We start from the raw sequence: 25,607 nt of genomic DNA on the forward strand, positions 1-25,607 counted from the left end.
CTGCTCCGTGCTAAAACGGCATCTCATGCCGCAGAGTGAGCCTGACCGCAGGACCGGTCAGGCCTGCGATATCGGTGGTCTCCGCCCTGCCCGGTTCTGCTCAGACACACTGAACGACAGTTCTACTTTGCAGATCAGCCGACGCATAAACTTGGTGACAACAAAAGAACAGACAAAATGAGCGTCCGAGAAAGCCCCTTCTACCGGGGGAATCAACTGAAATCGGGGATTTGGTGCACCCAGCACGATTCGAACGTGCGACCTTTGCCTTCGGAGGGCAACGCTCTATCCAGCTGAGCTATGGGTGCCTGCGGGGTTCTATAGCGGCCTTGACGCGAGGCTGCAACGAGAAAGGAATGCTGCGCCCGTCCTTAGCCAAAAATCTCATGGCAGAACTCCAGAGCGTTGATCAGCACATCAACCTCGGCTTCGGTGTTGTACATCGCAAATGAGGCCCGGCAGGTCGCGCCCACCCCCATATGCGCCATCAGCGGCATGGCACAATGCGTGCCCGCGCGCACGGCAATGCCGCGTTTGTCAAGGATCGTGCTGATGTCATGCGCATGGGCGGCGCCGGTCAGCGTAAAGCTGAAAATCGCGCCCTTGGTTGCCGAATTGCCCTGAATATTCAGCCAGTTGAGGCCCGAAAGTCGCGTCTGCGCATAGTCGCGCAACCGGCGTTCATGCGCGGCGATCCGGTCCATCCCGATCTCCATCAGATAGGTCAGCGCAACGCCCAACCCGGTCTGCTGCACGATGCCCGGAGTGCCCGCCTCGAACTTCATCGGCGGGGCATTGTAGCTGATGGCATCGCGCGTGACCTCACGGATCATGTCGCCGCCGCCAAGGAAGGGACGCATCTCATCCATCCTGTCACGGCGGATGAAGATCGCACCGGAACCGCTTGGTCCGTATAGCTTATGTCCGGTGATGGTAAAGAAATCACAGCCCATCGCCTGCACATCGACCGGCATATGCACCGCCGATTGCGAGCCATCCACCAGCGTCGCCACCCCCCGCGCGCGGGCGGCGTGGCAGATGCTGGCGACATCCACCACGGTGCCGGTGACATTCGACATCTGGGTGATCGCGACCAGCTTTGTGCGTGGGCCGATGGCGTCGATCACCGCTTGCGGATCCAGATCTCCATTGGCATCGCAGTCGACCCATTTCAGCACCACGCCCTGCCGTTCGCGCAGGAAGTGCCAGGGCACGATATTGGCGTGATGCTCCATGATGCTGAGCACGATCTCGTCACCCGGCTGCAGCCGCGGCGCGGCCCAGGCATAGGACACCAGATTGATGCCTTCGGTCGTACCAGTGGTAAACACGATCTCGTCTTCGGACCCCGCGTTCAGGAACCGCGCGATGATGCCCCGGACCGTTTCATACTTGTCGGTGGCAAGGTTCGACAGATAGTGCAAGCCCCTGTGAACATTGGCATATTCCATCGAATAAGCCGTGGTCACCGCGTCGATCACGCATTGGGGCTTTTGTGCAGATGCGCCGTTGTCCAGATAGACCAGCGGCTTGCCGTTGACCTGCCGCGACAGGATCGGAAAATCGGCGCGGAGGGATGCGATATCAAGGGTCATTGGATCATCGGCCCCATGAACGGGATCAGCACCAGCGCCAGAATGAAGCCGACCGCGATCAGGGTCAGCAGCACGCCCAGAAACGTCAGCAGTACGGATTTGAACCCGTGAAGTTCGGCCACGAAGTTACTCAGAAGCCACAGAAAAATCCCGACCGCGATATAGCCGACCAGCACCGAGACCGGGGGCAGCAGCACCTGGCTTACGATCTGCACCACCTGCAGGATCAAAAGGATGAACTGCAGCCAGATCATCAGGATCAGCGCATCCTCGAACCGGCCGGTGCCGCCGCGCCAGCGCCCGACCCAATGGATCACGAACACCGCCGCCAGCATCAACCCGCCCTGCATCACCGCACTGGTCAGCGGGCTGGACATCGCGCCCGCCATCGCCTGCCGCACCTCTGCCGGCATCAGCGCAAAGGCCAGATGCGCGAGAATGGCCGAAGCCACCGCCATCAGCGCCAGCGCCACCCAGCGCGCCGCCATCGGCAGATCGGCCTGCATCACCATCCGCGCGCCCATCCGCGGGTTTTGCACGGTAAAGCGCGCCAGTGACAGCAGGGATGACAGCGACAGGTCCATTCAACGTTCCACTTCGATCAGGGCCTGCGCCCAGAAAATCACAAAGGCCAGCCCCGCGATGACCCCCACCGCCGTCAGCGCCGGACCGGGGCCGATCATGCCCGCCACCAGCCCTTGCAGCAGCATCAGCGGCGTCACCGCCACCAGCGACCAGAACAGCGCGATGCGCGCGCCATACCAGCTGCCCGTGCCGCCAAACAGCCGCGCCAGCAGACGGCTGGCCGCAGCCAGTCCATACCACAGCGGCACCGTTGCCAACAGCGCCAGCCCTATGGCCAATAGTCGCGGTGCCACCGGCGTGCCATCGGCAAAGGCAGCGCGCGAGGCGGCTGGCCATTGCGCGACAAAGGCCAACACAAGAAACGCCACCAACAGGCTGAAGGCAAAGGGTTCTGACCGCCCGCGCGCCAGATGCCTGCGCACCACAACGCGCGGACGCCGCCAGCTTTCAACGATGTCGGCGGTGATCGACATCAGTGTTCATGGCGTTGCAGCCAGCCTTCCAGACGGCTGCGGATGTCGTCAGCGATGGTCTCATCCTCGATCTCGCCAATGGCTTCGGCAAGAAACGCCAACACCAGCAGGCTTTGCGCCATGCGCTTGGGCACGCCCCGCGATTGCAGGTAGAACAAGGCGGTATCGTCAATCGCGCCCGAAGTGCTGCCGTGGCTGCATTTCACGTCATCGGCATAGATTTCCAGCTCTGGCTTGGCCAGGAACTGGCTGTCGCCGTCCAGCAAAAGGCTCTGGCTGATCTGATAGCCATCGGTCTTTTGCGCGCCCTGTTTCACCAGGATCTTGCCCTGAAACACCCCGACCGCGCCATTCATCAGCACCTTCTTGAACACCTGACGGCTTTCGCAGCGCTGGCCTTCATGGGTCATGAACACGGTGTCGTCATGGTGAAACGTGCCGTCGCCCACCGCCGCGCCCGCGACATGGGCCACGCCATCATTGCCAACCAGCTCGATGATCTGCTCGTTGCGGGTCAGGCAGCCATTGGCGGTCAGGGTGAAAGACTTGAACAACGCCCCTGCCCCGACGCGCGCAAACACATGCGTCACCGCGCGGCGTTCGTGGTCACGACCCTGCGCGCGGATGTGGTGGAAACGCGCGCCATCGGCGACCTCGACCTCCATCACCTTCGTCACCCGCGCGGCGGCGGGACCGTTTTCCAGAATGGTCAGCTCGGCGCCTTTTTCCAGCTTGATGCAATGATGGATCAAGGCATCAGAAGTCACTGATGTATGGTGATAAATCAGAGAAATCGGCCGGGCGGCCTTTGCGGTCGCACGGATCAGAAAGCCCTCGGATGCATAGGCGGTGTTCAGCGTTGCCAGCGGGCGCTGCACCGGGGTCTGGCCGCGGGTTTCCAGCACGCCATAAATGTCGCGCGCCCAGTGGATATCGACGCCGTCAGCTTGCGAAAGCGCGGTGATTTCCACCCCGGCCAGCGTCGGGTCATCCGACTGCGACGGATCAAACACGCCATCGACAAACACCAGCTTCAGTGCCTCGATCCCGTCAAAAGCCGGGGCTTCATCGCCCGCATCGAACAGCGCGGCGGGGGTCGGCGTGGCCGAGGTCAGGCTGGCCGGATCGGTGTAGCGCCAGTATTCATTGCGCTTTGTCGGCAGGCCCATCGCTGCCAGCCGGGCCACGGCATCGCGCCGGGCCGCGCCCAGCCAACCGCTGCCGCCTGCGGTCAGCGCCGCCGTGCGTGCCGTCAGCGCATCAGTTTTGGTCTGCGCCAGTGCCATCATTCCGCCTCCGCCAACAGGTCGGCGTAACCGTTGTGTTCCACCTCCAGCGCCAGTTCAGGACCGCCGGATTTGATGATGCGGCCAGCGGCCATGATGTGTACGACATCAGGTTTGATATGGTCCAGAAGCCGTTGATAATGCGTGATAACAAGGAAAGACCGCCCGGCATCGCGCAGCGCGTTCACGCCTTCGGACACCAGTTTCATCGCATCGACATCAAGGCCCGAGTCGGTCTCGTCCAGGATGCACATCCGGGGTTCCAGCATCGCCATCTGCAAAATCTCGTTGCGCTTTTTCTCACCGCCGGAAAAGCCGACGTTGACCGGGCGTTTCAGCATGTCGGCGTCGATCTTCAGATCCTTGGCCTTGGCGCGCACGGTTTTCAGGAAATCGCCTGCCGACAGCTCGTCCTCGCCGCGTGCTTTGCGCTGTGCGTTCACCGCGGTGCGCAGAAAGGTCATGTTGCCGACGCCGGGAATCTCGACCGGATACTGGAACGCCAGAAACAGCCCCGCCGCCGCGCGCGCTTCGGGTTCCATCTCCAGCAGTTCTTCGCCTTGCAGCGTGGCGCTGCCTTCGGTCACGGTGTACCCGTCACGGCCCGCCAGTACATAAGACAGCGTGGATTTGCCCGACCCGTTCGGCCCCATGATGGCATGCACTTCGCCCGGCCCGATCTTCAGATCGACGCCGTTCAGGATGACTTTATCCTCTTCCTCAAGTTTGACGTGCAGGTTTTTGATTTCCAACATTTTTCGGCCTCTTGGTATTCTGTCCGGCGCTGTGCGCCCTTATTGCGGTTTCAAAAACCAGCCCATTACCCAGGCCAGTTTGTCGGCGGGAATGGAGCTGGGTTCCAGATGAAATTCGGCCATACGACCATGGAGCGTCACCGGGCGGAACATCGCCTCGATGGCATGATAGGGTTCCCGCTCGGCATAGTCGTCGAACAGCACGGTCACAGGCTGGGTGATGCGGAAGGCTGCGGCCAGCAGACAGGCCGGGCGAAAGCGACCGTCGATCAGCACCAGATCGGGGTGGCGAAAGCGGGGATGATCCCAGATATCAAGGGCATAGCCGGGGAACTTGCGAAACGCCTTTTGCCCGGTCGGCATGCCCCATTTGCCGGTCGGACCGATATCGGCGTGGTGCAGCACCACTTCGGCCTTGGGCAGGTTCCGGGCGAACCAGTCGCGCATCCCGCCCAGCCATTCGGCATCGCTTTCGACCGAAAGCACGGTCTTGCCCATCTCGGCCGCCATCACGGTCGAGCCGCCAGAGCCGTATTCCAGCACCACCTGCGCCTTGCGCAGCGCAGCGGCGAGTGCTGCCGCCTCGACCTCAGGCAGGGTCACAATCGGACGGTCGGTCAGCTTAACCATGGCACACCGCCAAGGTTAAGCGATCCTGTGCCGCCGTTTCGTTCGTGAGGATGGTTCCATAAGCCATTGTTCCGCAGCCGTTATCCGACAGAGCCTTCGAGCGAGATCGCCACCAGCGCCTGCGCTTCCATCGCGAATTCCATCGGCAGGGCCTGCAGCACATCCTTGCAGAACCCGTTCACGACCAAAGCGACAGCCTCTTCCTCATCCATCCCGCGCGAGCGGCAATAGAACAGCTGATCTTCATCCACCTTGGACGTGGTGGCCTCATGCTCCACCCGGCTGGAGTTGTTCTTGACCTCGATATACGGCACCGTGTGCGCGCCACATTTGTCGCCGATCAGCAGGCTGTCACACTGGGTGTAATTGCGGCTGTCGGTGGCGCGGGGGTGCATTGACACGAGGCCACGATAGGTGTTCTGCGCCCGACCGGCCGAAATGCCCTTGGACACGATACGCGACTTGGTACGCTTGCCCAGATGGATCATCTTGGTGCCGGTATCGGCTTGCTGGGCGTTGTTGGCGATGGCAATCGAATAGAACTCGCCCTGGGAATCGTCGCCGCGCAGGATGCAGGACGGGTATTTCCATGTAATCGCCGAGCCGGTTTCCACCTGCGTCCACATCACCTTGGCCCGGTCTTCGCGGCAATCGGCGCGTTTGGTGACAAAGTTGTAGATGCCGCCAACGCCGTTTTCATCGCCCGGATACCAGTTCTGCACGGTCGAATATTTGACCTCGGCATCCTCCAGGATCACGATTTCCACCACCGCCGCGTGCAACTGGTGGGTGTCGCGTTTCGGCGCGGTGCAGCCTTCGAGATACGAGACATAGCCGCCGCGGTCGCAGATGATCAGCGTACGCTCAAACTGGCCGGTGTTTTCGGCATTGATGCGGAAATAGGTCGACAGCTCCATCGGGCAGCGGGTGCCCGGCGGGATGTAGACAAACGAACCATCGGAAAACACAGCAGAATTCAGCGTGGCAAAGAAGTTGTCCGACTGCGGCACGACCGTGCCCAGATATTTCTGCACCAGCTCCGGATGCTCGCGCACCGCCTCGGAGATCGAGCAGAAGATCACGCCGGCCTTGGCCAGTTCTTTCTTGAACGTGGTGCCAAGCGAGACGGAATCGAACACCGCATCCACCGCGACCTTGCGCTCGCCGCCCTCGGGAGCTTCGACACCGGCCAGAAGTGCCTGTTCTTTCAGCGGAATACCAAGCTTGGCATAGGTGGCCAGCAGCTTGGGGTCGACCTCATCCAAAGACTTCGGTTTGACGGCCATGCTTTTGGGCGTCGCATAGTAATACTGATCCTGATAGTCGATTTCAGGATAGTTCAGCATCGCCCAACGCGGCTCTTCCATCTTGACCCAGCGGCGATAAGCGGCGAGGCGCCAGTCGAGCATCCATTGGGGTTCTTCGTTTTTCGAGCTGATTAGCCGCACGATATCTTCGGACAGGCCTTTGGGGGCATAATCCATCTCGATATCGGTTTCCCAGCCGTGTTTATACTTGCCGGACATCGCCTGCACGGTTTCGATCGTTTCGCGATCCACACCTTCGCGCACTTCTGTCTCAACAACGTCCATCGGACTATTCCTTTATTCTATCAGGGTCTTGCGACCCGTTGTTCACGCAGCGCGCGCCAGCGCACGGGCGTAAGCGGCCGCCCAACCTTCGGCAAAGCGCAACACATCGTCGCGCGTGATGCCGGGGCCGATTGAAATCCGGATCGCCTGAGCAGCCAATCCGTCGTCAAACCCCATCGCCCGCAGCACCCGGCTTGCCCGGACCTTGCCGCTGGAACAGGCCGAACCTGCCGAGACGGCATAGCCCGCCAGATCCATCGCCATCACCTGCGTCTCACCCTTCCAACCGGGTGCGATCAGGCAGATCGTATTGGGCAGCCGGGACGCTTCTTTCCCGACTGAAATAGTATTGTTTGCTAGCCCGGACAATGCTGAATCTAGAATATTTCTAATTTCAGCGACCTCGTCCCAGACGCCATTGGCCAGATCGCGCGCCGCCGCTTCGGCTGCTGCGGCAAAGCCTGCAATGCCGATCAGATTCTCGGTCCCTGCTCTGCGGCCCATTTCCTGACCGCCGCCGCGCATTTGTGCCGAGGTTTCAAGGCCCTGACGCAGCACCAGTGCGCCCACGCCCTTTGGCCCGCCCAGCTTGTGCGCCGAGACCATGCCCATGTCGCAGCCCAGCCAGTTGAACGCCAGCGGCACCTTGCCAAAGGCTTGCGTCAGGTCTGACAGCGCCAGCCCTTGCGGCAGGGTCTGCATTATTCCGGTCTCGGAATTGGCCAGCTGCATCGCAGATTCGCGCGGCACATGTGCCTCAATCCGCCCCGCCGCATCGACCGGCAACAATGGTTCGCACCACGCCAGCACCGCATCATGCTCCACCTCGGAACAAGCCAGATCGCGACCTGCCGAGGCGAGCGCGGCGGCCTCAGTAGCGCCGGAGGTGAAGACGATATCGGCCCCGTCCGCGCCCAGAGCGGCGGCGAGTTGGGCGCGGGATTTCTCGATCAGCGCTTTGGCGGCGCGCCCTTCGGCATGCACGCTGGACGGGTTGCCGACCAGATCCATGGCCGCAATCATCGCGGCGCGCGCTTCGGGGCGCAAGGGCGTGGTGGCGTTCCAGTCGAGATACAGGCGGGTCATTCCTCATCCACCACGCGGAACAGCGCAGGCACCGCCGGACAGGGCTGCATCTCGTTGCGGATCACGTCTGATAGCCGGGTCTGGTGCAGGAATACATAGACGTTGGCGCTCAACCCCTCCCACAGCCGGTTGGTCAGGCTTTGGGCGCGGGTGCCCGACACGCCACCGCTGGCCCCGGCCCCGGTGTGCAGCGCATCCACGGTTTCCTCGACCGCCTCCATCACCTCGGAGACGCGGATCTCGGACGGCGCGCGCGCCAGTTTATAGCCGCCGCCAGGTCCGCGCACCGCCTCGACCAGACCGGCGCGGCGTAGTTTGACAAACAGCTGCTCCAGATAGGGCAAGGAAATATCCTGCCGCTTGGCAATGGCGGCCAGCGAGACCAGCTCTTCTGCCTTGGCCTTGGCCTCCATCAGCGCCAGATCGGCCAGAGCGACCATCGCATAGCGCCCTTTGGTCGAGAGTTTCATAGACAGACCCCTGAATGGCGGGAATACCGCCCGCAAATGGATTGACGCGGAACACAGGGACCATTACCTGCATTTGACCCGTAGGCTGGCACCGTCAGTTGTTGACACGTCATGCTTAGAACGGTTCTAGATAAGCCGAGCGTTACCGTCAAGAATGCTCGCGGGAAAGTACAGGCAGGAAACACATGCCCGAAGTGATCTTCGCAGGCCCAGAAGGCCGCCTTGAAGGCCGTTACCACCCGCAAAAGGATCGCGACGCGCCCATTGCCATCGTTTTGCATCCGCATCCTGCCTATGGCGGGACGATGAACAACAAGGTGGTGTATAACCTGCACTATGCCTTTTACAATCTGGGCTTTACCGTCCTGCGGTTCAACTTCCGCGGTGTCGGGCGGTCTCAGGGCGAATATGATCAGGGCATTGGTGAGTTGTCCGATGCGGCATCCGCGCTGGATTACCTGCAGTCGATGAACCAGAATGCCAAGCATTGCTGGGTTGCGGGGTTCAGTTTTGGCGCGTGGATCGGGATGCAGCTGTTGATGCGGCGTCCGGAAATCACCGGGTTCATTTCGGTGGCACCACCGGCGAACCTGTATGATTTCTCCTTCCTCGCCCCCTGCCCCTCCTCCGGTCTGATCATCAACGGCTCTGCCGACAAGGTGGCCCCGCCAAAGGATACCAAGACGCTGGTGGGCAAGCTGCATGAGCAGAAGGGCATCACCATCACCCATACCGAGATTGAGGGCGCGGACCATTTCTTCAAGGATGAAGAAACCCATATGAAGCCGATGATCGGAACCGTGTCGGATTATGTCCGTCGCCGGTTGGGCGAAGTGTCGCGGTGAGCGATTTCATTCAGGATCTGGCCGATGGCCTTGCCCGCGATGTGCTGGCAGGGTCGGTTGATCTGGATGATCCCTATTTCTACGAAAAAGTGGCCAAGGTGGTGGGCGCGTCGTCGCCCACCCTGCAAGAGGCCTTCATGACCTCGATCCGCATCCGGCTGGCAGAACGGCGCGGGCGCGAGTTTCTGGAAAAGGCTCTGGCCGCCAAACGTGCCGGGGCCAGACTGCCCGACGCCCCGCGTGAGGCGGAAAAAGGCGGGCATTAGCGTGGACGGTGCGCGCAATCCGTCTGATCGGTCCGACGCACGGCTTGAGGCGCAGTTCGCGTTTCTCAATGAGGCTGACCGGCTGAAATCGGTGCTGCGCGCCACCACGCTGGTCGACGGCTCGCGGGTGGAAAACTCGGGCGAACACTCCTGGCATCTGGCGCTTTATGCGCTGGTGCTGGCCGATCAGGCGGCACCCGGCGTGAATATCAACCGGGTGATCCGGATGCTCTTGATCCATGATCTGGTCGAGATTGATGTCGGCGATGTGCCGATTCACGCGGCGAATGGTCTGGCGCATGGCTCGGCCGAGACCATAGCGGCAGAACAGCGCGCGGCGGACCGGATTTTCGAGCTGCTGCCCTCGGATCTGCGCGATGAGCTGCGGGCGCTGTGGGAAGAGTTTGAGGCCGCCCAGACCCCCGATGCCGTCTTTGCCAAAAGTCTTGACCGGGTGCAGCCGGTGATGGCCAATCTGATGTCGGGTGGCGGCACGTGGACCACCTATAATGTCACCGCCGAGCAGCTTGAACACCGGGTCGGGGTCAAGATTGCGCGCGGGGCCCCTGCCCTGTGGGATTGGGTCAAAGCCCGCGCTGCGACATTCTTTCCCTGATCGGCGCAATTCGGTATGCAATCGCATACCGCACTAGCCAGAGCTCCGACTTTACGCTATAGCAGCCCCAACCTCAACCAACACCGAAAGGGCGATTATGACCAAAATCAAGGTGGCAAATCCCGTTGTCGAACTCGACGGCGACGAGATGACCCGGATCATCTGGGATTTTATCAAGCAAAAACTGATCCTGCCCTATCTCGACATTGATCTGAAATATTACGATCTGGGAATCGAGGAGCGTGACCGCACCAACGACCAGATCACCATCGATTCTGCCGAAGCCATCAAGAAATACGGTGTGGGCGTCAAATGCGCGACCATCACCCCCGACGAGCAGCGGGTTGAGGAATTCGGCCTGAAACAGATGTGGCGGTCGCCCAACGGCACCATCCGCAACATTCTGGGCGGCGTGATCTTCCGCGAGCCGATCATCTGCAAGAACGTGCCGCGTCTGGTACCGGGCTGGACCCAGCCGATCGTCGTGGGCCGTCATGCCTTTGGCGACCAGTACCGCGCAACCGACTTCCGCTTTCCGGGGGCTGGCAAGCTGTCGATGAAATTCGTCGGCGAAGACGGCACCGTGATCGAAAAAGACGTGTATTCCGCCCCGTCTTCGGGCGTTTACATGGCGATGTATAACCTTGACGACTCCATCATCGACTTCGCGCGCTCGTCGATGAACTATGGCCTGCTCAAGGGCTGGCCGGTGTATCTGTCAACCAAGAACACGATCCTGAAAGCCTATGACGGCCGGTTCAAGGATCTGTTCGCCAAGGTCTATGCCGAAGAATTTGAAGACAAGTTCAAGGCCGCGGGCATCCACTATGAGCACCGCCTGATCGACGATATGGTCGCCTCGGCGATGAAATGGTCGGGCGGCTATGTCTGGGCCTGCAAGAACTATGACGGCGATGTGCAGTCGGATACCGTGGCGCAGGGCTTTGGCTCGCTGGGCCTGATGACGAGCGTTCTGATGACGCCCGATGGTCAGGTGGTTGAGGCAGAGGCGGCGCATGGCACCGTGACCCGCCACTACCGCCAGCATCAGAAGGGTCAGCAGACCAGCACGAACTCGGTCGCGTCGATCTTTGCCTGGACCGGTGGTCTGAAGCACCGCGCCAAGCTGGACAACAACGATGCGCTGATGCGCTTTGCCCAGACGCTGGAAAAGGTCACCGTGGATGCGGTCGAAGATGGCCACATGACCAAGGATCTGGCGCTGCTGGTCGGCCCCGATCAGAAGTGGCTGACCACGATGGGGTATCTGGAAAAGGTTGACGAATATCTGAACAAAGCCCTCAAGGGCTGAGGTCCGACCGTCGGAACAGATCGGGGGGTGCAACTGCACCCCCCGTTTTTTTTATGCGCCGGGTTTGAAGATGTGGTCGTTCGGCCCGATCCGCACGGCGGTATAGCCAAGCCCGCCCAGCAGCTTTGCCGTCGCCGCGTAATCGGCGTTGTGGTTGGTCAGCGCGACCCAGATCACCGGCTTGAACGCCTTGATCACCTGTTTGGCACCGCTCAGCACATCCATATGCATGCCTTCGACATCAACCTTGATGAAGCCAAGGCCCTGCAATTCCTCGGCCTCGATCAGATCATCCAGCGCCACCATCGGGATCGGGCCGCTTTTTGCCGGAGCAAAGGACGTGGCCCCCAGATTGCGCGGGTTGAACCGGGCAAGATCGCCCCGGCCCGAGGTCGGGCCGACCATGCAGTTATAGGCCAGCGCATCGGTCAGGCCGTTGAGTTCCAGATTGCGGCACAGCGTGGCATAGGCCTGCGGCAGCGGCTCGAACGCCAGCACCCGCTTTGCCCCCAGCACCTTGCCGAAAAACACCGAGGTGCTGCCAATGTTGGCGCCAATGTCGCAGACCGTGTCGGTCGGCTTGATCAGGGCCAGATCCTGCAGCGTGGCCAGCAGCTTGGCCTCAAAGAACTGGCGGTTGCGCAGCATCATCCGCTGGACATAATCTTCTTGCGCGTCGGGCAGTGACATCGCAACCGGGGTCAACCCGGCGTGAAAGCGCAGGATATGGCCCGGCTCCAGCAGGGCCACCCGTTGCAGATGGATCGCTTCCTCGCTCAACCGGATCATCTGATCCAGTTTGGCGGACAGCGCCGCCGAAGGGTCGGCCGCATCCTCGGCCGTTTGGGTGGGAACGATGCCCAATGCGCGGTGTGCCTGCATGATTTGCCTCATCGTTTCTTGTTGCGGTCATCTGACCTTGACCCCATGAAACAAGAGCATCAGGGCCAATATAAGGCAGGAAAAGGGCTGGACAGGTCAGGATGCCTGCCATACCTACGCGCCATGAAAGCCGCCGACAAACACACCTTGACCGAAGACGCCCAGGGCTTTGCGCTCGGGGTGTTTCTCTGCGCGCTGTCGTTGCAATTCCTGACACATGCCGGGCTGATCACCGGGCAGACGACGGGAATAGCGGTGATTATCTCCTATCTGACCGGATGGAGTTTTGGTCTGGTATTCTTTGTGATCAACCTGCCATTCTATATTCTGGCCTACATGCGGCTGGGGCCGCAGTTTACCGCCAAATCGCTGATCTCTGTCACCGCCCTGTCGGCGCTGACGCTGATCCTTCCCGACCATATCTCATTCGCGCAGCTGTCTGCCCCGATGGCCGCCCTCACCTTTGGCGCGATGGCCGGGGTGGGCCTGCTGGTGATCTTCCGCCACAACGGATCCCTGGGTGGTCTTGGCGTGGTGGCGCTGATCGTGCAGGACAAGACCGGATTTCGCGCCGGCTACGTGCAGCTCTGCGCCGATGCCGTAATCTTTGGCGTGGCGCTGTTTTTGTTCCCGTTCATCGTGGTGATCTGGTCTTTGCTGGGCGCCTTGGTGCTGAATATCATCATTGCGATCAACCATCGCCGCGACCGCTATATCGCCACATGACCCTGTGTGTGATCGGCACTGGCCAATCAGGCCGAAACCCTGTAAGGGCTGGCCAACAATCATCAGACCCTATTGAAAGTGACCCCTCCCGATGGAGCTTCGCAACATTGCCATCATCGCGCACGTTGACCATGGCAAAACCACGCTCGTTGATGAGCTTCTGAAACAGTCGGGGTCTTTCCGCGACAACCAGGCCGTCGCTGAACGTGCCATGGACAGCAACGATATCGAGCGTGAGCGCGGCATCACCATTCTGGCGAAATGTACCTCGCTGGAATGGGCCGGTGCCCGGATCAACATCGTTGACACCCCCGGCCACGCCGATTTCGGTGGCGAGGTGGAGCGGATCCTGTCGATGGTCGACGGGGTTGTGCTGCTGGTCGACGCGGCCGAAGGCCCGATGCCGCAAACCAAATTCGTGACCTCCAAGGCGCTGGCACTTGGCCTGCGCCCGATTGTGGTGCTGAACAAGGTCGACAAGCACGATGCCGAACCATCGCGCGCCCTGAATGAGGTGTTCGATCTGTTCGCCAACCTTGGCGCCGATGACGATCAGCTTGATTTCCCGGTGCTTTACGCTTCGGGCCGCTCTGGCTGGGCCGATGTCGAACTCGACGGGCCGCGCAAGGATCTGTCGGCGCTCTATGACCTGGTGCTGAGCCATGTGCCTGCACCGGCGCAAATCGCGCGCCGGGCCGAGCCGTTCCAGATGCTGGCCACCACGCTGTCGGCTGACCCGTTCATCGGCCGTATCCTGACCGGCCGGGTAGAGGCGGGCACGCTGCGCGCTGGCGAGACCATCAAGGCGCTGAGCCGCAATGGCGACCGGATCGAACAGTTCCGCGTGTCGAAGGTTCTGGCCTATCGTGGTCTGGTGATGACCCCGATCGACGCCGCCGAAGCAGGCGACATCGTGACCCTTGCCGGCATGACCAAAGCCACCGTGGCCGATACGCTCTGCGCGCTGGAGGTGGATACCGCCCTGCCCGCGCAGCCGATTGACCCGCCGACGATCTCGATCACCTTTGGCATCAACGACTCGCCTCTGGCAGGCAAAGAAGGCTCCAAGGTGCAGTCGCGCGTAATCCGCGAGCGTCTGATGAAGGAAGCCGAGATCAACGTCGCGATCAAGGTCACCGACACCCCCGGCGGCGACGCGTTTGAAGTCGCAGGCCGGGGCGAATTGCAGATGGGCGTGTTGATCGAGAACATGCGCCGCGAAGGGTTCGAGCTGTCGATCAGCCGGCCGCGCGTGCTGATGCAGGAAATCGACGGCGTGCGCTCCGAGCCGATTGAAGAAGTCACCATCGACGTGGATGACGAATACACCGGCCCGGTGATCGAAAAGCTGACCGGCCCGCGCAAGGGCGATCTCGTCGAGATGAAGCCCGCAGGGGCTGGCAAGACCCGGATCATCGCGCATGTGCCGTCGCGCGGTCTGATCGGCTATCATGGCCAGTTCATGACCGACACCCGTGGCACCGGCGTTCTGAACCGCGTGTTCCACGGCTGGGCCCCGCACAAGGGCCCGATCGAGGGGCGTCGTCAGGGCGTGCTGATCTCGATGGAATCCGGTATCTCGGTCGCTTACGCGATGTGGAAGCTGGAAGACCGTGGCCACTTCTTCATCGGGGTGCAGGAACCGGTTTACACCGGCATGATCATCGGCGAGCACAGCCGTGACAACGATCTGGAAGTGAACCCGCTGAAAGGCAAACAGCTGACCAACGTCCGCGCCTCTGGCACGGATGAGGCTGTGCGCCTGACCACCCCGGTCAAGCTGAGCCTTGAGCAGTGCATCGCCTATATTGACGATGATGAGCTGGTTGAGGTGACGCCGAAATCGGTGCGGATGCGCAAACGCTATCTGGACCCGCATGAGCGCAAGCGGCACAGCCGCAGCGCCTGAGGATGGCGGCCCCTTCGGGGGCCGTTTTCATTTGGGAAACCTGAGAACCGACATAAAAAACGCGCGCAAGGCATTGGCCCTGCGCGCGTTTTCTGTATGAGGCCGCCCGGTTTCCCGGGCGGCCAGGGTGCTGTCAGTCGGCACCACGCGCAACCGCGCCCGGCTTTACCAGCCGCTTCTGGATCGCCCAGACCGCTACCGCCGTCCCGATGCCGATAAAGTCGGTCAGGAAGCCGGAGTCGATCATCGCCACCGCAGCCACCGCCAGAACGATGCGCAGGATCGTGTTCAGATGGCCGAAGTACCAGGCCTGCACCGCTGAAGACAGCAGGAACACCCCCAGCAACGCCCCGGCAACAACGTGGATGATGTTCAGCCATTCGCCCTGCATCAAGAGTTCGGGCGACGAGAAGAACATGAACGGCACCACAAACGCCGCCATCCCCATCTTGAAGCTCTCCACGCTCGTCTTCATCGGGTCAGACCGGGCAATCGCCGCCCCGGCATAGGCGGCAAGTGCCACCGGCGGGGTGATGGCCGACATCACCGCGAAGTAGAAGATGAAGAAGTGCGCGGTCAGCGTGTCGATGCCCATGCTGATCAGCCCCGGCGCGATCACCGAAGCCGCCACCGCATAGGCCGCCGTGGTGGGCATGCCCATCCCCAGCACGATGGAGACGACCATGGCAAAGAACAGCGCCAGCATCTGGTTGTTCTCCGCCAGCCCCAGCAGCAGCGACGAGAACCGCGTGCCCAGCCCGGTCAGTGCAATCACGCCCACAATGATCCCGGCGGCGGCACAGACCGCGACCAGTTGCAGCGTCATCTTGGTCGAGATTTCCAGCGCGAACAGGATTTCCTTGATGCCCATCTTGTGCGGCGTCAGCCACGAGACGACCGCTGCCGCCGCCATGGCCAGCGTGCCCGCACGGATCACGGAATAGCCCATGAACAGCGCGCCGATCAGAATGAGGATCGGGATGAACAGGAACACCTGCTTGGCCAGCTTGCGGAACTGCGGCAGCTCTTCGCGCGGCAGGCCCTTCATGTTGAACTTCTGCGCCATCAGGTCGACGTTGAAATAGACGCTGACGAAGTAGAGCAAAGCCGGGATGATCGCGGCCACCACGATGTCGGAATAGGCGATGCCGGTGATTTCCGACATGATGAACGCGCCCGCCCCCATGATCGGCGGCAGGATCTGCCCGCCGGATGAGGCCGCCGCCTCGACCGCTGCTGCGGTCTGCGGCTTGTAGCCCACCTTTTTCATCAAGGGGATGGTCAACGACCCGGTCGCCACCACGTTGCCCGCCGAGGTGCCGTTGATCATGCCCATCAGGCCCGATCCGAACACCGCCACCTTGGCCGGTCCACCGCGACGGTCACCCGCTGCGGCAAAGGCGAAGTTGACGAAATACTCACCCACGCGGCTGGCTTGCAGAAAGGCGGCAAAGGCCACGAACAGGATGATGTAGGTCGAGGAAATTGCCGTCGTCGGGCCAAGGATACCCTGATCGGTGAAGACATAGGTAAAGAACCGGGTCAGCGAATAGCCCCGGTGATACAGGATACCGGGCAACCACGGGCCGACAAAGCTGTAGAGCACGAAGATCCCGGCGATGATCACCAGCGCCAGACCCGCCATGCGCCGGGTCAGCTCCAGGATCAGGATCGCCCCGATCAGGGCCGCATACATATCGGCCTCTTTCGCGAGGCCGGTGCCCGCGCGCAAGCGCAACAGCGGCGCGTGAAAGATGATATAGGCGGTCACCGCAATGGCGGCACAGGCCAGGATAATGTCAGCCGCATCCAGCTGCCCGCGGCGCGGATCCGGCATCAGCCAGCCCACCAGCAACGCCCAGACCGTCCCGATCAGCAGCGGCACGCCAAAGGTCCAGCGCATGGCGGTGGCTTGGGCTGCCTGATCGACCCCCGTGCCGCCGATCCAGAACAGCATCACCTGCACAAAGCCCACGCCCACCAGCACCGCCGCCGGGGCCAGCATCAGCATGCGGCCTGCGCGCGGGTTGCCCTCGACTTCCATGAAGTTCAGTGACGAGAACAGCAGGAACCCGATCACCAGCCCGCCGCCGACATGCAGCAGCCGGTAGGTCCAGGTTTCAATCGGATACAGGTTCATCACCCCGATATGAAACGCGGTATAGGCGATACACATTGCGGCGATCAGCAGGCCGACCGAACCGATCGGTTTGCGCTGGTTGGCCGAGAAAATCTCGTTGTCGACGCCAGAGGCAATAGCCTTTTCTGGAACGTCCGTACTGGGAGCGGTCATGGTCTGGTGTCCCCGAATGATGATTGAAAAAGGGCGTCCGATCCAGGTCGGACGCCCGCAAAGCACGAACGGCGTGCCTTATTTCAGGGTATCGGGGATCGTGATCCCTTTTTCTTCGTAATACTGCACCGCACCGGGATGGAAGGTCATGAAGGTGTTCTTGTCCCAGTTCTCGATCAGCGTTTCCGACGATGTCGCGTGGATCTGAACCATGCGCTCATTGTTGTCGAGCGCCAGCTTGGTGATCTCATAGGCGAGGCTGTCCGGCATGTCGGAATGCGCGATGGCAAAGTTCCACAGCGCAACCGTGGGCTGGTCATAGTCATGGCCCGGATAGGTGCCCGCTGCGATGTTGAACGGGGCCATCGCCGGGAAGGCTTCCAGCACCTTGGCGGATTCTTCCGGGGTCAGACCGAACATCAGCACGTCCTGTTGGGCTGCCAGTTCGGAAAATGCCGAAATCGGCACGCCCGCCGCAAAGGCAAAGGCGTCGATCAGACCGTCCTGCAACTGGCCTGCCGCATCGGCAGCCCCGGCATAGGACACGTTGGCCTCGACGCCGACAGCACTCATGAACTGCGGCCAATAGGTGCCGGGGGTACCGCCAGCAGGACCAACCGAGACGCGCTTGCCATTCAGGTCAGACACCGAGGTGATGCCCGACGATTTCAGCACCACGACCTGAAACGGGGTCTGATACATCGGGAACAGCGCGCGGATCGACTTGTGCTCCAGCCCCGGCGCAAGCTCGGATTTGCCCATCCAGGCGTCATAGGCCGGGCCCATGGTGACCAGACCCATCAGGTGATCGCCGGTTTCCACCAGCGTCACATTCTGCACCGGGCCGCCGGTGACTTCACCGGTGGCGTTCACACCCAGAGCTTCGGACATGTACCCGGCAAAGCCGTTGCCATAGACGAAATAGGTGCCGCCCTGCGACGCGGTGCCGATGGTGATTTCTGACGGCCAGTCGCTTTTGTCCTGCGCCAGTGCGGTGGTCGCAACGAGGCCAGCCGCGCAAGCGGCGGCGAGTGTCTTGATGAACATGCAGTCCTCCCAAAAAATCGACACTGGCCTGCGTCTCCTGCGCAGGCCGTGCTGTGTCCAGAAGGCGGTTAATCGCCGCTTCACTCAACCGTGTTGTTCGCCGTTTGCGCAATCAATTGGCGTTCAGGCGGCTGTGATGGGTGGATTTCGTAACATCGCAGGCAAAGCATGGGGGGATTTCGTGGCTTGTTACGCCTCTGCCTCGCCCCCGGCCCCGAACTGGGCCTTGTCCAGCCCGTGCTTTTGCATCTTCTCCCACAGGGTTTTGCGCGACAATCCGAGTGATTCATAAACCGGTTTCAAGTTGCCGCGATGCGCGGCAAGCGCTGCCTCGATCTCGCGCCGCTCGAACTCGGCAACCCGTTCTGACAGGCGCGACGGGGCCTCTTCCACCGTCTGCGCGCCCTCGCCCAGACCCAGCGCGTAGCGGTCGGCGGCGTTGCGCAACTCGCGCACATTGCCGGGCCAGTCGCGCGCGGTCAGTTGCGCCACCAGCGATGGCGGCACCGGCGCGGGGTCAGAGCGGTGACGGCTGGCGGCCTCGGACAAAAGACGCAGAAACAAGAGCGGTATATCTTCGCGCCGGGCCGACAGCGGCGGCACCTGTAGCGTCACCACGTTCAGCCGGTAAAGCAGATCCGCGCGGAACCGCCCGGCCTCTACCTCGGCCTCCAGCGGCACGCGCGAGGTGGCCATAAAGCGCACATCCAGCGGCAGAGACTCGTTCGATCCCAGCCGCGTGACGGTGCGGTCTTCAATCACCCGCACCAGTTTTCCCTGCATGTCCAATGGCATCGAGGCGATATCATCCAGCAGGATGGTGCCGCCGCGCGCATGTTCGAACTTGCCATAGCGCGCTCTGATCGCGCCCGCAAAGGCCCCCGCCTCATGGCCGAACAGCTCGGATTCGATCAGCGCTGCCGGGATCGCGGCGCAGTCGATGGCGACAAAGGGTTTGCGCGCACGCGGCGACAGATCATGCAGCGCCCGCGCCACCACCTCTTTGCCTGCCCCGGTTTCCCCCACGATCAACACATCGGCCTCGGTCGGGCCAAGGGTGCGGATGCGGCGGCGCAGGTCGATCATCACTGTGGAACGCCCGATCAGGCGTTGCTCCATATCATCGACCTGCCCCGCCGCCGCCTTGAGCACGCGGTTTTCCAGAACCAGCCGACGGTAATCCGACGCCCGCGCCACGATTTCGGTCAACTGGCTGGCCGGAAATGGCTTTTCGACAAAATCATAAGCGCCTTCGCGCATTGCCCGCACCGCCAGTTGCACATCGCCATGCCCGGTGATCAGGATCACCGGAATGTCACGGTCAATCTCGTGGATGCGGTTCATCAGCGTCAGCCCATCCATGCCGGGCATGCGGATATCGGTCAGCACCACGCCGGGAAAGCCAAAGCTGACCAGATCCATGATCCGCTCGGGCATCGCAAAATCCTGCACCGCAAAGCCCGCCAGATCCAGCGCCTGCGCGGTCGAGGCGCGCAGATCGGGTTCGTCATCGACCAGAAGAATACGGAGCGGGGTCATTCGGCAGCCTCTTGCTGGGCGGACTGGGCCGCGGCAAGCCGCAGCACAAAGCAGGCGCCGGGGCCTGACGTTACAGAAAGATCGCCGCCGAAGTCTTTGACGATATTGTAGGAAATGGAAAGCCCAAGGCCAAGCCCCTTACCCACGCCCTTGGTCGAAAAGAACGGATCAAAGATACGGGTGACCAGCCCCTCGGGCACGCCCGGGCCAGAATCGGCAATGCGGATCAGCACATCATCACCGATGGCTTCGGCGGTCAGGGTGATGCGGCGGTCATCCAACCCCTCCACCGCATCGGCGGCATTGGTCAGGATGTTGACCAGCACCTGCTGCAAACGCACCGGGCCAGCCACAACCTGCGGCAGATCGCTGGCAAGGTCGATGGTCAGGTTCGCATCTGCCGCACGGATGCGCAGCGCGGCAATCTCTACCGCAGCTTCCACCACCTCGGCCACGGTGACATGCGACAGCTTTTGCCCCGGCGCGCGGGCAAAGCTGCGCAGATGGCGGCTGATGCTGGTCAGCCGGTCGATCAGCGACAGGATACGGTCGATATTGCCGCGCGCCTCGGCCAGCCGGCCCCGGTCCATCAGCACGCCCGCGTTGTCGGCATAGGTGCGGGCGGCAGCCAGCGGCTGGTTGAACTCATGGCTCAGCGCTGCCGACATCTGGCCAAGCGCGGCCATCTTGCCCGCCTGCACCAGATCGGCCTGCGCCTGGCGCAGCTCATGCGTGCGTTCCTCCACCCGGCGCTCCAGATCGGCGCGGGCTTCGGCCTGTACCTGCAGCCGCTCATCCAGCCGCAGACGGCGCTGCCAGACCACCGCCCCCACCATCGCCAGCACGCCAAAGGCCAGCATGGCGACAAAGGCGAGCGTCAGTGCCGATGCCCGCGCGGCGGCGGTGTCGATCAGCACATGCACCACCCAGCCGGCCCGATCCATCGGCATGTCGCGTTGCAGATATTCCCGCGCACCCTGAGCTTCGGCGATGCGCAGCACCGGGCTGCTGCGGTGGCGCCCCTCGCCGATGATCTCCAGCAGACCGATGGGCGTTCCGGCATAGCGCCGGGTGCTTTCGATACTGGCCTGCGCGGCGATGCTCAGCGGGCGCATCGCGGCAAAACGCCAGTCGGGACGCGACGACAGAAAGCTCACCCCCTCCGGGTCGGTGACCAGAACCGCATAATCGCCCCCCGCCCATGTGCCCTCGATGGCGTCAAGATCGACCTTGAACACCAATACCCCTGCGGTCAGCCCCGCCACCCGGACCGGCGCGCCAAAGTAATAGCCGCGCTTGCCGCTGGTGGTGCCAAGGGCATAAAATTGCCCCGCCGCGCCGGTCAGGGCATCGTAGAAATAGGGGCGGAACGCGAAATTGCCGCCGATGAACGAGGTGTCGGTGTCATAATTCGATGCGGCAATGGTCAACCCATTGGTATCCATCAGATAAATATCGGTCGCTCCCAGCAGGCGCTGGATGCGGCGCAGATAGTCATTCGCCTGCATGACCAGTGCCGGATTGCGCGGGTCCGCCGCCAGCCGGGTGACAATCGTTTGCTCGGCAATCAGCGGCGGCAGACGCTCGAACCGGTCCAGCTCGCCCGACAGCGCGGTGGTGGCGAGCTGCAACACATTGTCACCGCGCCGGGCGGTGTCATCCAGTGACCGCGCAAGACTGTGCCGCCAGGTCAGCCACCCGGCCAGACAGCAGCCCAGCACCGCCAGCGTGGCGGCGAGGATCAGCCATCTTCGTGTGGTTTTGCGCATCGGCCCCCCTGTCCCGTCAATGCTATCGGCAAAGCGGGTCGGGCCGCAACTGCGGTTCAGGCGGCGACGGCCAGGCGGCAGGGGTGGAAATCCTCGACCTGCACATCGCGGCCCTCAAAGGTGCAGAAGCTGAACGGCGGCACGGCGATCCAACCACCTTCGCCGGTTTCAAGCGGTTCGGACACCACGGCGGTGCCGCCCCGCGTGTCGGACCAGCGGTGATAGAGCGTGGGCGCATGGTCATCGGTGGCATAGCGCATCGCATACAGCCGCTTGCCATCCGACAACGCGCCGGTCAGGCGCAGATGCGGGGCCGCCCCTTTGGCGCGGGCAAGGCTGATCAGCTTGGCGGCCGCGCGCTCCATCGCGCCCTTGGGGTCATCGCCCAGCCCTTCGGCAATGGCGATCAGGAACAGCGCCTCGGAATCCGTCGCACCCTTGCGGCACGGATACAGCGCATCGGGGATCATCATGTCGGCGTCACGGCGGAAACTGTCATAACCGCCGATCTGGCCATTGTGCATGAACGCCCACCGCCCCCAGGTGAACGGATGGCAATTGTTGCGGCTGGTCGCGGTGCCGGTGCTGGCGCGCACATGGGCGAGAAACAGGCCAGAGCGGACCTGCGCGGTCAGGCTGCGCAGATTGGGGTCGGACCAGGCCGGCATCACATCGCGGTACAGCCCCGGTTCCGGCCTCTCGCCATACCAGGCCAGACCAAAGCCATCGGCGTTGATGGCGGTGTGGCATTGCGTGGCGCAATGCGACTGGTGGATCAGCGAATGGCCGGGTCGGCTGACGATTTCCTCAAGGAAAATCGGCGCCCCGGTATAGGCGGCCCAACGGCACATCAGCGCGCCCCTGTGGTGATGAACATGGTTCTGCCCCAACGTTTCTTTTCATGACAATAGCATGAAAGAAAACGACGCCGGAAGGAGGTTCTTGCGGCGTCGCGGATGTTTGGGGGGCTTGTGCTGAAAAATCAGTCGATTTCTTCTACGATCACCAGATCGCGCACCGAAGCGCCTTTGGCATGGGCAAGCGCCGCCTGATATTCCGGGCTTTGGTAGCAGGCCACAGCCGCCTCCAGACTGGGGAAGCGGGTCACGACGTTGCGGGCGCGCTCCTTGCCTTCGAGCTGAACATAGCGGCCACCACGGGCCAGAAAAACGCCGCCATGCAGGGCAACTGCCGGGCCTGCGGCCTTGGCGTACAGGCCATAGGCGTCGGCGTCGGTCACTTCGACATGGGTGATCCAGAGAGCGGTGGGCATGGGATTATCCTTCTAGAACAGCTTTAACGGCTTTGATCGCATTTGATGCTTGCGAAATATCGGTCCCGCCGCCTTGGGCAAGGTCAGCACGTCCCCCACCGCCTTTACCGCCGAGAGCCTCAACAGCCGCCCGAACCAAATCGACTGCAGACACTTTGTCAACGAGATCAGCTGTAACTCCAGCACAGACAGCAGGTTTTCCGCCCGTATCAGCGATCAACAAAACCACACCAGAGCCCAAGAAAGCTTTGATTTCGTCGATCATTGGAGGAAGGTCTTTGCCGGCCACACTGGAAACGACTTGTGCAATTAGCTTGAGCCCGTTGATTTCGACTGGCTCGGCGAACTCATCGCCCAATGCTGCGTCACGTTTTAACTGCGCCACTTCGTTCTGCAGCGCGCGGCGTTCGTCGAACAGGGCTTTCACCCGTTCCACCACCTCGGCCGCCGGGGCTTTCAGCACCGCCGCCACATCGGCCAGCCGCGCATCCTGCTGGCGCAGATGGTCCAGCGCCGCCTGACCCGTCAGCGCCTCGATCCGCCGCACGCCCGCCGACGACGCGGAGTCGCCCAAGAGCACAAACGCGCCGATGTCGCCAGTCCGCGCCACATGGGTACCGCCACAGAGCTCAAGACTGTAGGTGTTGCCATCGGCCCCTTTGGCGCTGCCATCGAGCACGCCCATCGAGACCACGCGGACCTCATCGCCGTATTTTTCGCCAAACAGCGCCTGCGCCCCGATGGCGCGGGCATCGTCTGGCGTCATGATACGGGTCTCAACGGGGCTGTTCTGGCGGATGAATTCATTCACCTCGCCCTCGACCAACGTCAGTTCGCGGGCGGTCAAGCCCACCGAATGGCTGAAATCAAAGCGCAGACGGTCGGGCGCGTTGAGGCTGCCCTTTTGCGCGACATGGTTCCCAAGCGCGCGGCGCAGCGCCTCGTGCAGCAGGTGGGTCGCCGAATGGTTGGCGCGGATCCGGGCCCGGCGGGTGTGGCCGACCTCCAGCTTGGCGGGCTGGCCTTTGGTCACACTCCCCTCAACCACGGTGGCGATGTGCAGGAACACGCCTGCGATTTTGCGGGTGTCGGTCACTTCGGCCATGCCGGTCGCGGTGCGGATCAAGCCGGTATCGCCGACCTGCCCGCCGGATTCGGCGTAAAACGGGGTCTGGTTGACCACGATCTGAACGCTTTCGCCGGTTTTGGCGGCATCAATCGCCGCGCCGTCGCGCACCAGCGCGTTGATCACGCCCTCGGCGGTTTCGGTGTCATAGCCGAGGAATTCGGTGACGCCATGCTCTTCGGCCAGCTCGAACCAGATCTTGCCATCCGCCGCTTCACCCGTGCCGGACCATGCCGCGCGGGCCTTGGCCTTTTGCTCGGCCATCGCCGAGTCAAAGCCCGCCACATCCACTGCCCGGCCACGTTCGCGCAAAGCGTCCTGCGTCAGATCCAGCGGGAAGCCGTAAGTGTCATAGAGCTTGAACGCGATTGCGCCCGACAGATCACCGCCTTCGGGCAGACGCACCAGTTCGTCATCCAAGAGCTTCAGGCCACGGTCCAGCGTGGTCTTGAAGCGGGTTTCCTCCAGCTTCAGCGTTTCCTCGATCAGGCTTTGCGCCCGCGCAAGTTCGGGGTAAGCGGCCCCCATCTGGCGCACCAGCGCGGGCACCAGTTTGAACATCACCGGATCCTGCGAGCCCAGCATATGCGCATGGCGCATGGCGCGGCGCATGATCCGGCGCAGCACATAGCCGCGCCCTTCGCTGGAGGGCATCACCCCATCGGCAATCAGGAAAGAGGTTGACCGCAGATGGTCGGCGATCACCCGGTGGTGGGTCTTGCCGGGGCCATCGGGATCAGAGCTGGTGGCATGCGCGCTGGCCTCAATCAGGCTGCGCATCAGGTCGGTGTCGTAATTGTCGTGCTTGCCCTGCAACAGCGCCCCGATCCGCTCCAGCCCCATGCCGGTGTCGATGCTCTGCATGTCCAGCGGGCGCAGGGTGCCATCGGCGAATTGTTCATTCTGCATGAACACGTTGTTCCAGATCTCGATGAAGCGGTCGCCATCCTCATCGGCGCTGCCCGGCGGGCCGCCCCAGATATGATCGCCATGGTCATAGAAAATCTCGGTGCAGGGGCCACAAGGGCCGGTTGGCCCCATGCGCCAGAAATTGTCATCGGTCGGGATGCGGATGATCTTGTCATCGCTGAAGCCGGCCACCTTTTTCCAGATCGCCGCCGCCTCGTCATCGGTGTGATACACCGTGACCAGCAGCTTGTCCTTGTTCAGGCCGAAATCCTTGGTCAGGAGTTCCCAGGCAAAGGCAATGGCATCGTCCTTGAAGTAATCGCCAAAGCTGAAGTTGCCGAGCATCTCGAAAAACGTGTGATGGCGCGCGGTGTAGCCGACGTTATCAAGGTCGTTGTGCTTGCCGCCCGCGCGCACGCATTTCTGCGCGGTGGTGGCGCGGGTGTAATCGCGGGTCTCGACCCCGGTGAACAGGTTCTTGAACTGCACCATGCCGGAATTGGCGAACATCAGCGTCGGATCGTTGCGCGGCACCAGCGGCGACGAGTCCACCACCTTGTGGCCGTTGCGGGCAAAGAAATCGAGATAGGTCGAGCGGATATCGTTCAGCGACGCCATGTTAG

At 62.2% G+C, this 25,607-nt stretch carries 23 protein-coding genes and 1 tRNA gene; 6 read left to right on the forward strand and 18 right to left on the reverse strand.

The window, feature by feature from the left end:
* Positions 1 to 231: 231 nt before the first annotated feature.
* From J2X53_RS10195 to J2X53_RS10240, 10 genes are all read right to left on the reverse strand, one after another.
* Positions 232 to 308, reverse strand: a tRNA-Arg gene (locus tag J2X53_RS10195).
* A gap of 63 nt (positions 309 to 371) precedes the next feature.
* Positions 372 to 1,595, reverse strand: a complete 1,224-nt coding sequence (locus J2X53_RS10200) for a cysteine desulfurase (RefSeq protein ID WP_349037388.1) — start codon at positions 1,593 to 1,595, stop codon at positions 372 to 374.
* Positions 1,592 to 2,179 (reverse strand): Yip1 family protein, encoded by a 588-nt coding sequence (locus J2X53_RS10205; RefSeq protein ID WP_349037389.1) that lies wholly within the window; start codon positions 2,177 to 2,179, stop codon positions 1,592 to 1,594. The genes J2X53_RS10200 and J2X53_RS10205 overlap by 4 nt, the downstream gene beginning before the upstream one ends.
* Positions 2,180 to 2,653 (reverse strand): YIP1 family protein, encoded by a 474-nt coding sequence (locus J2X53_RS10210; protein WP_349037390.1) that lies wholly within the window; start codon positions 2,651 to 2,653, stop codon positions 2,180 to 2,182.
* Entirely contained in the window at positions 2,653 to 3,939 is a 1,287-nt protein-coding gene (gene sufD, locus J2X53_RS10215) for a Fe-S cluster assembly protein SufD (protein WP_349037391.1), read from the reverse strand. The genes J2X53_RS10210 and sufD overlap by 1 nt, the downstream gene beginning before the upstream one ends.
* Positions 3,939 to 4,694, reverse strand: a complete 756-nt coding sequence (gene sufC, locus J2X53_RS10220; RefSeq protein ID WP_349037392.1) for a Fe-S cluster assembly ATPase SufC — start codon at positions 4,692 to 4,694, stop codon at positions 3,939 to 3,941. Before sufC ends, sufD begins: the two co-directional genes overlap by 1 nt.
* 39 nt (positions 4,695 to 4,733) lie before the next feature.
* Positions 4,734 to 5,324, reverse strand: a complete 591-nt coding sequence (locus J2X53_RS10225) for a hypothetical protein (protein WP_349037393.1) — start codon at positions 5,322 to 5,324, stop codon at positions 4,734 to 4,736.
* A gap of 80 nt (positions 5,325 to 5,404) precedes the next feature.
* Complete coding sequence (gene sufB / locus J2X53_RS10230; protein ID WP_349037394.1) at positions 5,405 to 6,916, reverse strand: Fe-S cluster assembly protein SufB; 1,512 nt, start codon at positions 6,914 to 6,916, stop codon at positions 5,405 to 5,407.
* 42 nt (positions 6,917 to 6,958) lie between these two features.
* Positions 6,959 to 8,002 (reverse strand): aminotransferase class V-fold PLP-dependent enzyme, encoded by a 1,044-nt coding sequence (locus J2X53_RS10235; protein ID WP_349037395.1) that lies wholly within the window; start codon positions 8,000 to 8,002, stop codon positions 6,959 to 6,961.
* The gene (locus J2X53_RS10240) at positions 7,999 to 8,472 is read right to left on the reverse strand and encodes an Rrf2 family transcriptional regulator (protein ID WP_349037396.1); all 474 of its coding nucleotides are present in this window, start codon (positions 8,470 to 8,472) and stop codon (positions 7,999 to 8,001) included. Before J2X53_RS10240 ends, J2X53_RS10235 begins: the two co-directional genes overlap by 4 nt.
* Positions 8,473 to 8,657: 185 nt before the next feature.
* Between J2X53_RS10240 and J2X53_RS10245 the strand changes: the two genes are divergently transcribed.
* The 4 genes from J2X53_RS10245 (at position 8,658) to J2X53_RS10260 (ending at position 11,511) form a co-directional block, all read left to right on the forward strand.
* Complete coding sequence (locus J2X53_RS10245) at positions 8,658 to 9,317, forward strand: alpha/beta hydrolase (RefSeq protein ID WP_349037397.1); 660 nt, start codon at positions 8,658 to 8,660, stop codon at positions 9,315 to 9,317.
* The gene (locus tag J2X53_RS10250) at positions 9,314 to 9,583 is read left to right on the forward strand and encodes a hypothetical protein (protein WP_349037398.1); all 270 of its coding nucleotides are present in this window, start codon (positions 9,314 to 9,316) and stop codon (positions 9,581 to 9,583) included. Before J2X53_RS10245 ends, J2X53_RS10250 begins: the two co-directional genes overlap by 4 nt.
* Position 9,584: 1 nt before the next feature.
* Entirely contained in the window at positions 9,585 to 10,199 is a 615-nt protein-coding gene (locus tag J2X53_RS10255; protein ID WP_349037399.1) for an HD domain-containing protein, read from the forward strand.
* Between the two features lie 97 nt (positions 10,200 to 10,296).
* Complete coding sequence (locus tag J2X53_RS10260) at positions 10,297 to 11,511, forward strand: NADP-dependent isocitrate dehydrogenase (protein ID WP_349037400.1); 1,215 nt, start codon at positions 10,297 to 10,299, stop codon at positions 11,509 to 11,511.
* Positions 11,512 to 11,562: 51 nt separating this feature from the next.
* On the opposite strand, the gene J2X53_RS10265 is transcribed toward J2X53_RS10260, so the two are convergent.
* On the reverse strand, positions 11,563 to 12,393 hold the full coding sequence (locus J2X53_RS10265) for an FkbM family methyltransferase (protein WP_349037401.1): 831 nt from the start codon (positions 12,391 to 12,393) through the stop codon (positions 11,563 to 11,565).
* A 123-nt stretch (positions 12,394 to 12,516) separates the two neighbouring features.
* Between J2X53_RS10265 and J2X53_RS10270 the strand changes: the two genes are divergently transcribed.
* Both J2X53_RS10270 and typA read left to right on the forward strand, forming a co-directional pair.
* Complete coding sequence (locus tag J2X53_RS10270; protein WP_349037402.1) at positions 12,517 to 13,119, forward strand: YitT family protein; 603 nt, start codon at positions 12,517 to 12,519, stop codon at positions 13,117 to 13,119.
* Between the two features lie 91 nt (positions 13,120 to 13,210).
* The gene (gene typA, locus J2X53_RS10275; protein WP_349037403.1) at positions 13,211 to 15,028 is read left to right on the forward strand and encodes a translational GTPase TypA; all 1,818 of its coding nucleotides are present in this window, start codon (positions 13,211 to 13,213) and stop codon (positions 15,026 to 15,028) included.
* 133 nt (positions 15,029 to 15,161) lie between these two features.
* Here typA and J2X53_RS10280 read toward each other — a convergent pair whose 3' ends face one another.
* The 7 genes from J2X53_RS10280 to alaS form a co-directional block, all read right to left on the reverse strand.
* Complete coding sequence (locus tag J2X53_RS10280) at positions 15,162 to 17,321, reverse strand: TRAP transporter fused permease subunit (protein ID WP_349037404.1); 2,160 nt, start codon at positions 17,319 to 17,321, stop codon at positions 15,162 to 15,164.
* Positions 17,322 to 17,399: 78 nt separating this feature from the next.
* Positions 17,400 to 18,368 carry a TAXI family TRAP transporter solute-binding subunit gene (locus J2X53_RS10285; protein WP_349037405.1) on the reverse strand — a complete coding sequence of 323 codons (969 nt, stop codon included), beginning with the start codon at positions 18,366 to 18,368 and terminating at the stop codon, positions 17,400 to 17,402.
* Positions 18,369 to 18,557: 189 nt separating this feature from the next.
* Positions 18,558 to 19,907, reverse strand: coding sequence for a sigma-54 dependent transcriptional regulator (locus J2X53_RS10290; RefSeq protein ID WP_349037406.1), 1,350 nt, complete (start codon positions 19,905 to 19,907; stop codon positions 18,558 to 18,560).
* The gene (locus J2X53_RS10295) at positions 19,904 to 21,676 is read right to left on the reverse strand and encodes an ATP-binding protein (protein WP_349037407.1); all 1,773 of its coding nucleotides are present in this window, start codon (positions 21,674 to 21,676) and stop codon (positions 19,904 to 19,906) included. Before J2X53_RS10295 ends, J2X53_RS10290 begins: the two co-directional genes overlap by 4 nt.
* A 56-nt stretch (positions 21,677 to 21,732) precedes the next feature.
* Positions 21,733 to 22,527 (reverse strand): class II glutamine amidotransferase, encoded by a 795-nt coding sequence (locus J2X53_RS10300; RefSeq protein WP_349037408.1) that lies wholly within the window; start codon positions 22,525 to 22,527, stop codon positions 21,733 to 21,735.
* Between the two features lie 131 nt (positions 22,528 to 22,658).
* Entirely contained in the window at positions 22,659 to 22,949 is a 291-nt protein-coding gene (locus J2X53_RS10305; RefSeq protein ID WP_349037409.1) for a DUF1330 domain-containing protein, read from the reverse strand.
* 4 nt (positions 22,950 to 22,953) lie between these two features.
* Complete coding sequence (gene alaS / locus J2X53_RS10310; RefSeq protein ID WP_349037410.1) at positions 22,954 to 25,602, reverse strand: alanine--tRNA ligase; 2,649 nt, start codon at positions 25,600 to 25,602, stop codon at positions 22,954 to 22,956.
* Between the last annotated feature and the right edge of the window lie 5 nt (positions 25,603 to 25,607).

It is taken from the genome of Pseudotabrizicola sp. 4114 (assembly GCF_031457365.1).
In the GTDB taxonomy this organism is placed as follows: Bacteria; Pseudomonadota; Alphaproteobacteria; order Rhodobacterales; family Rhodobacteraceae; genus Pseudotabrizicola.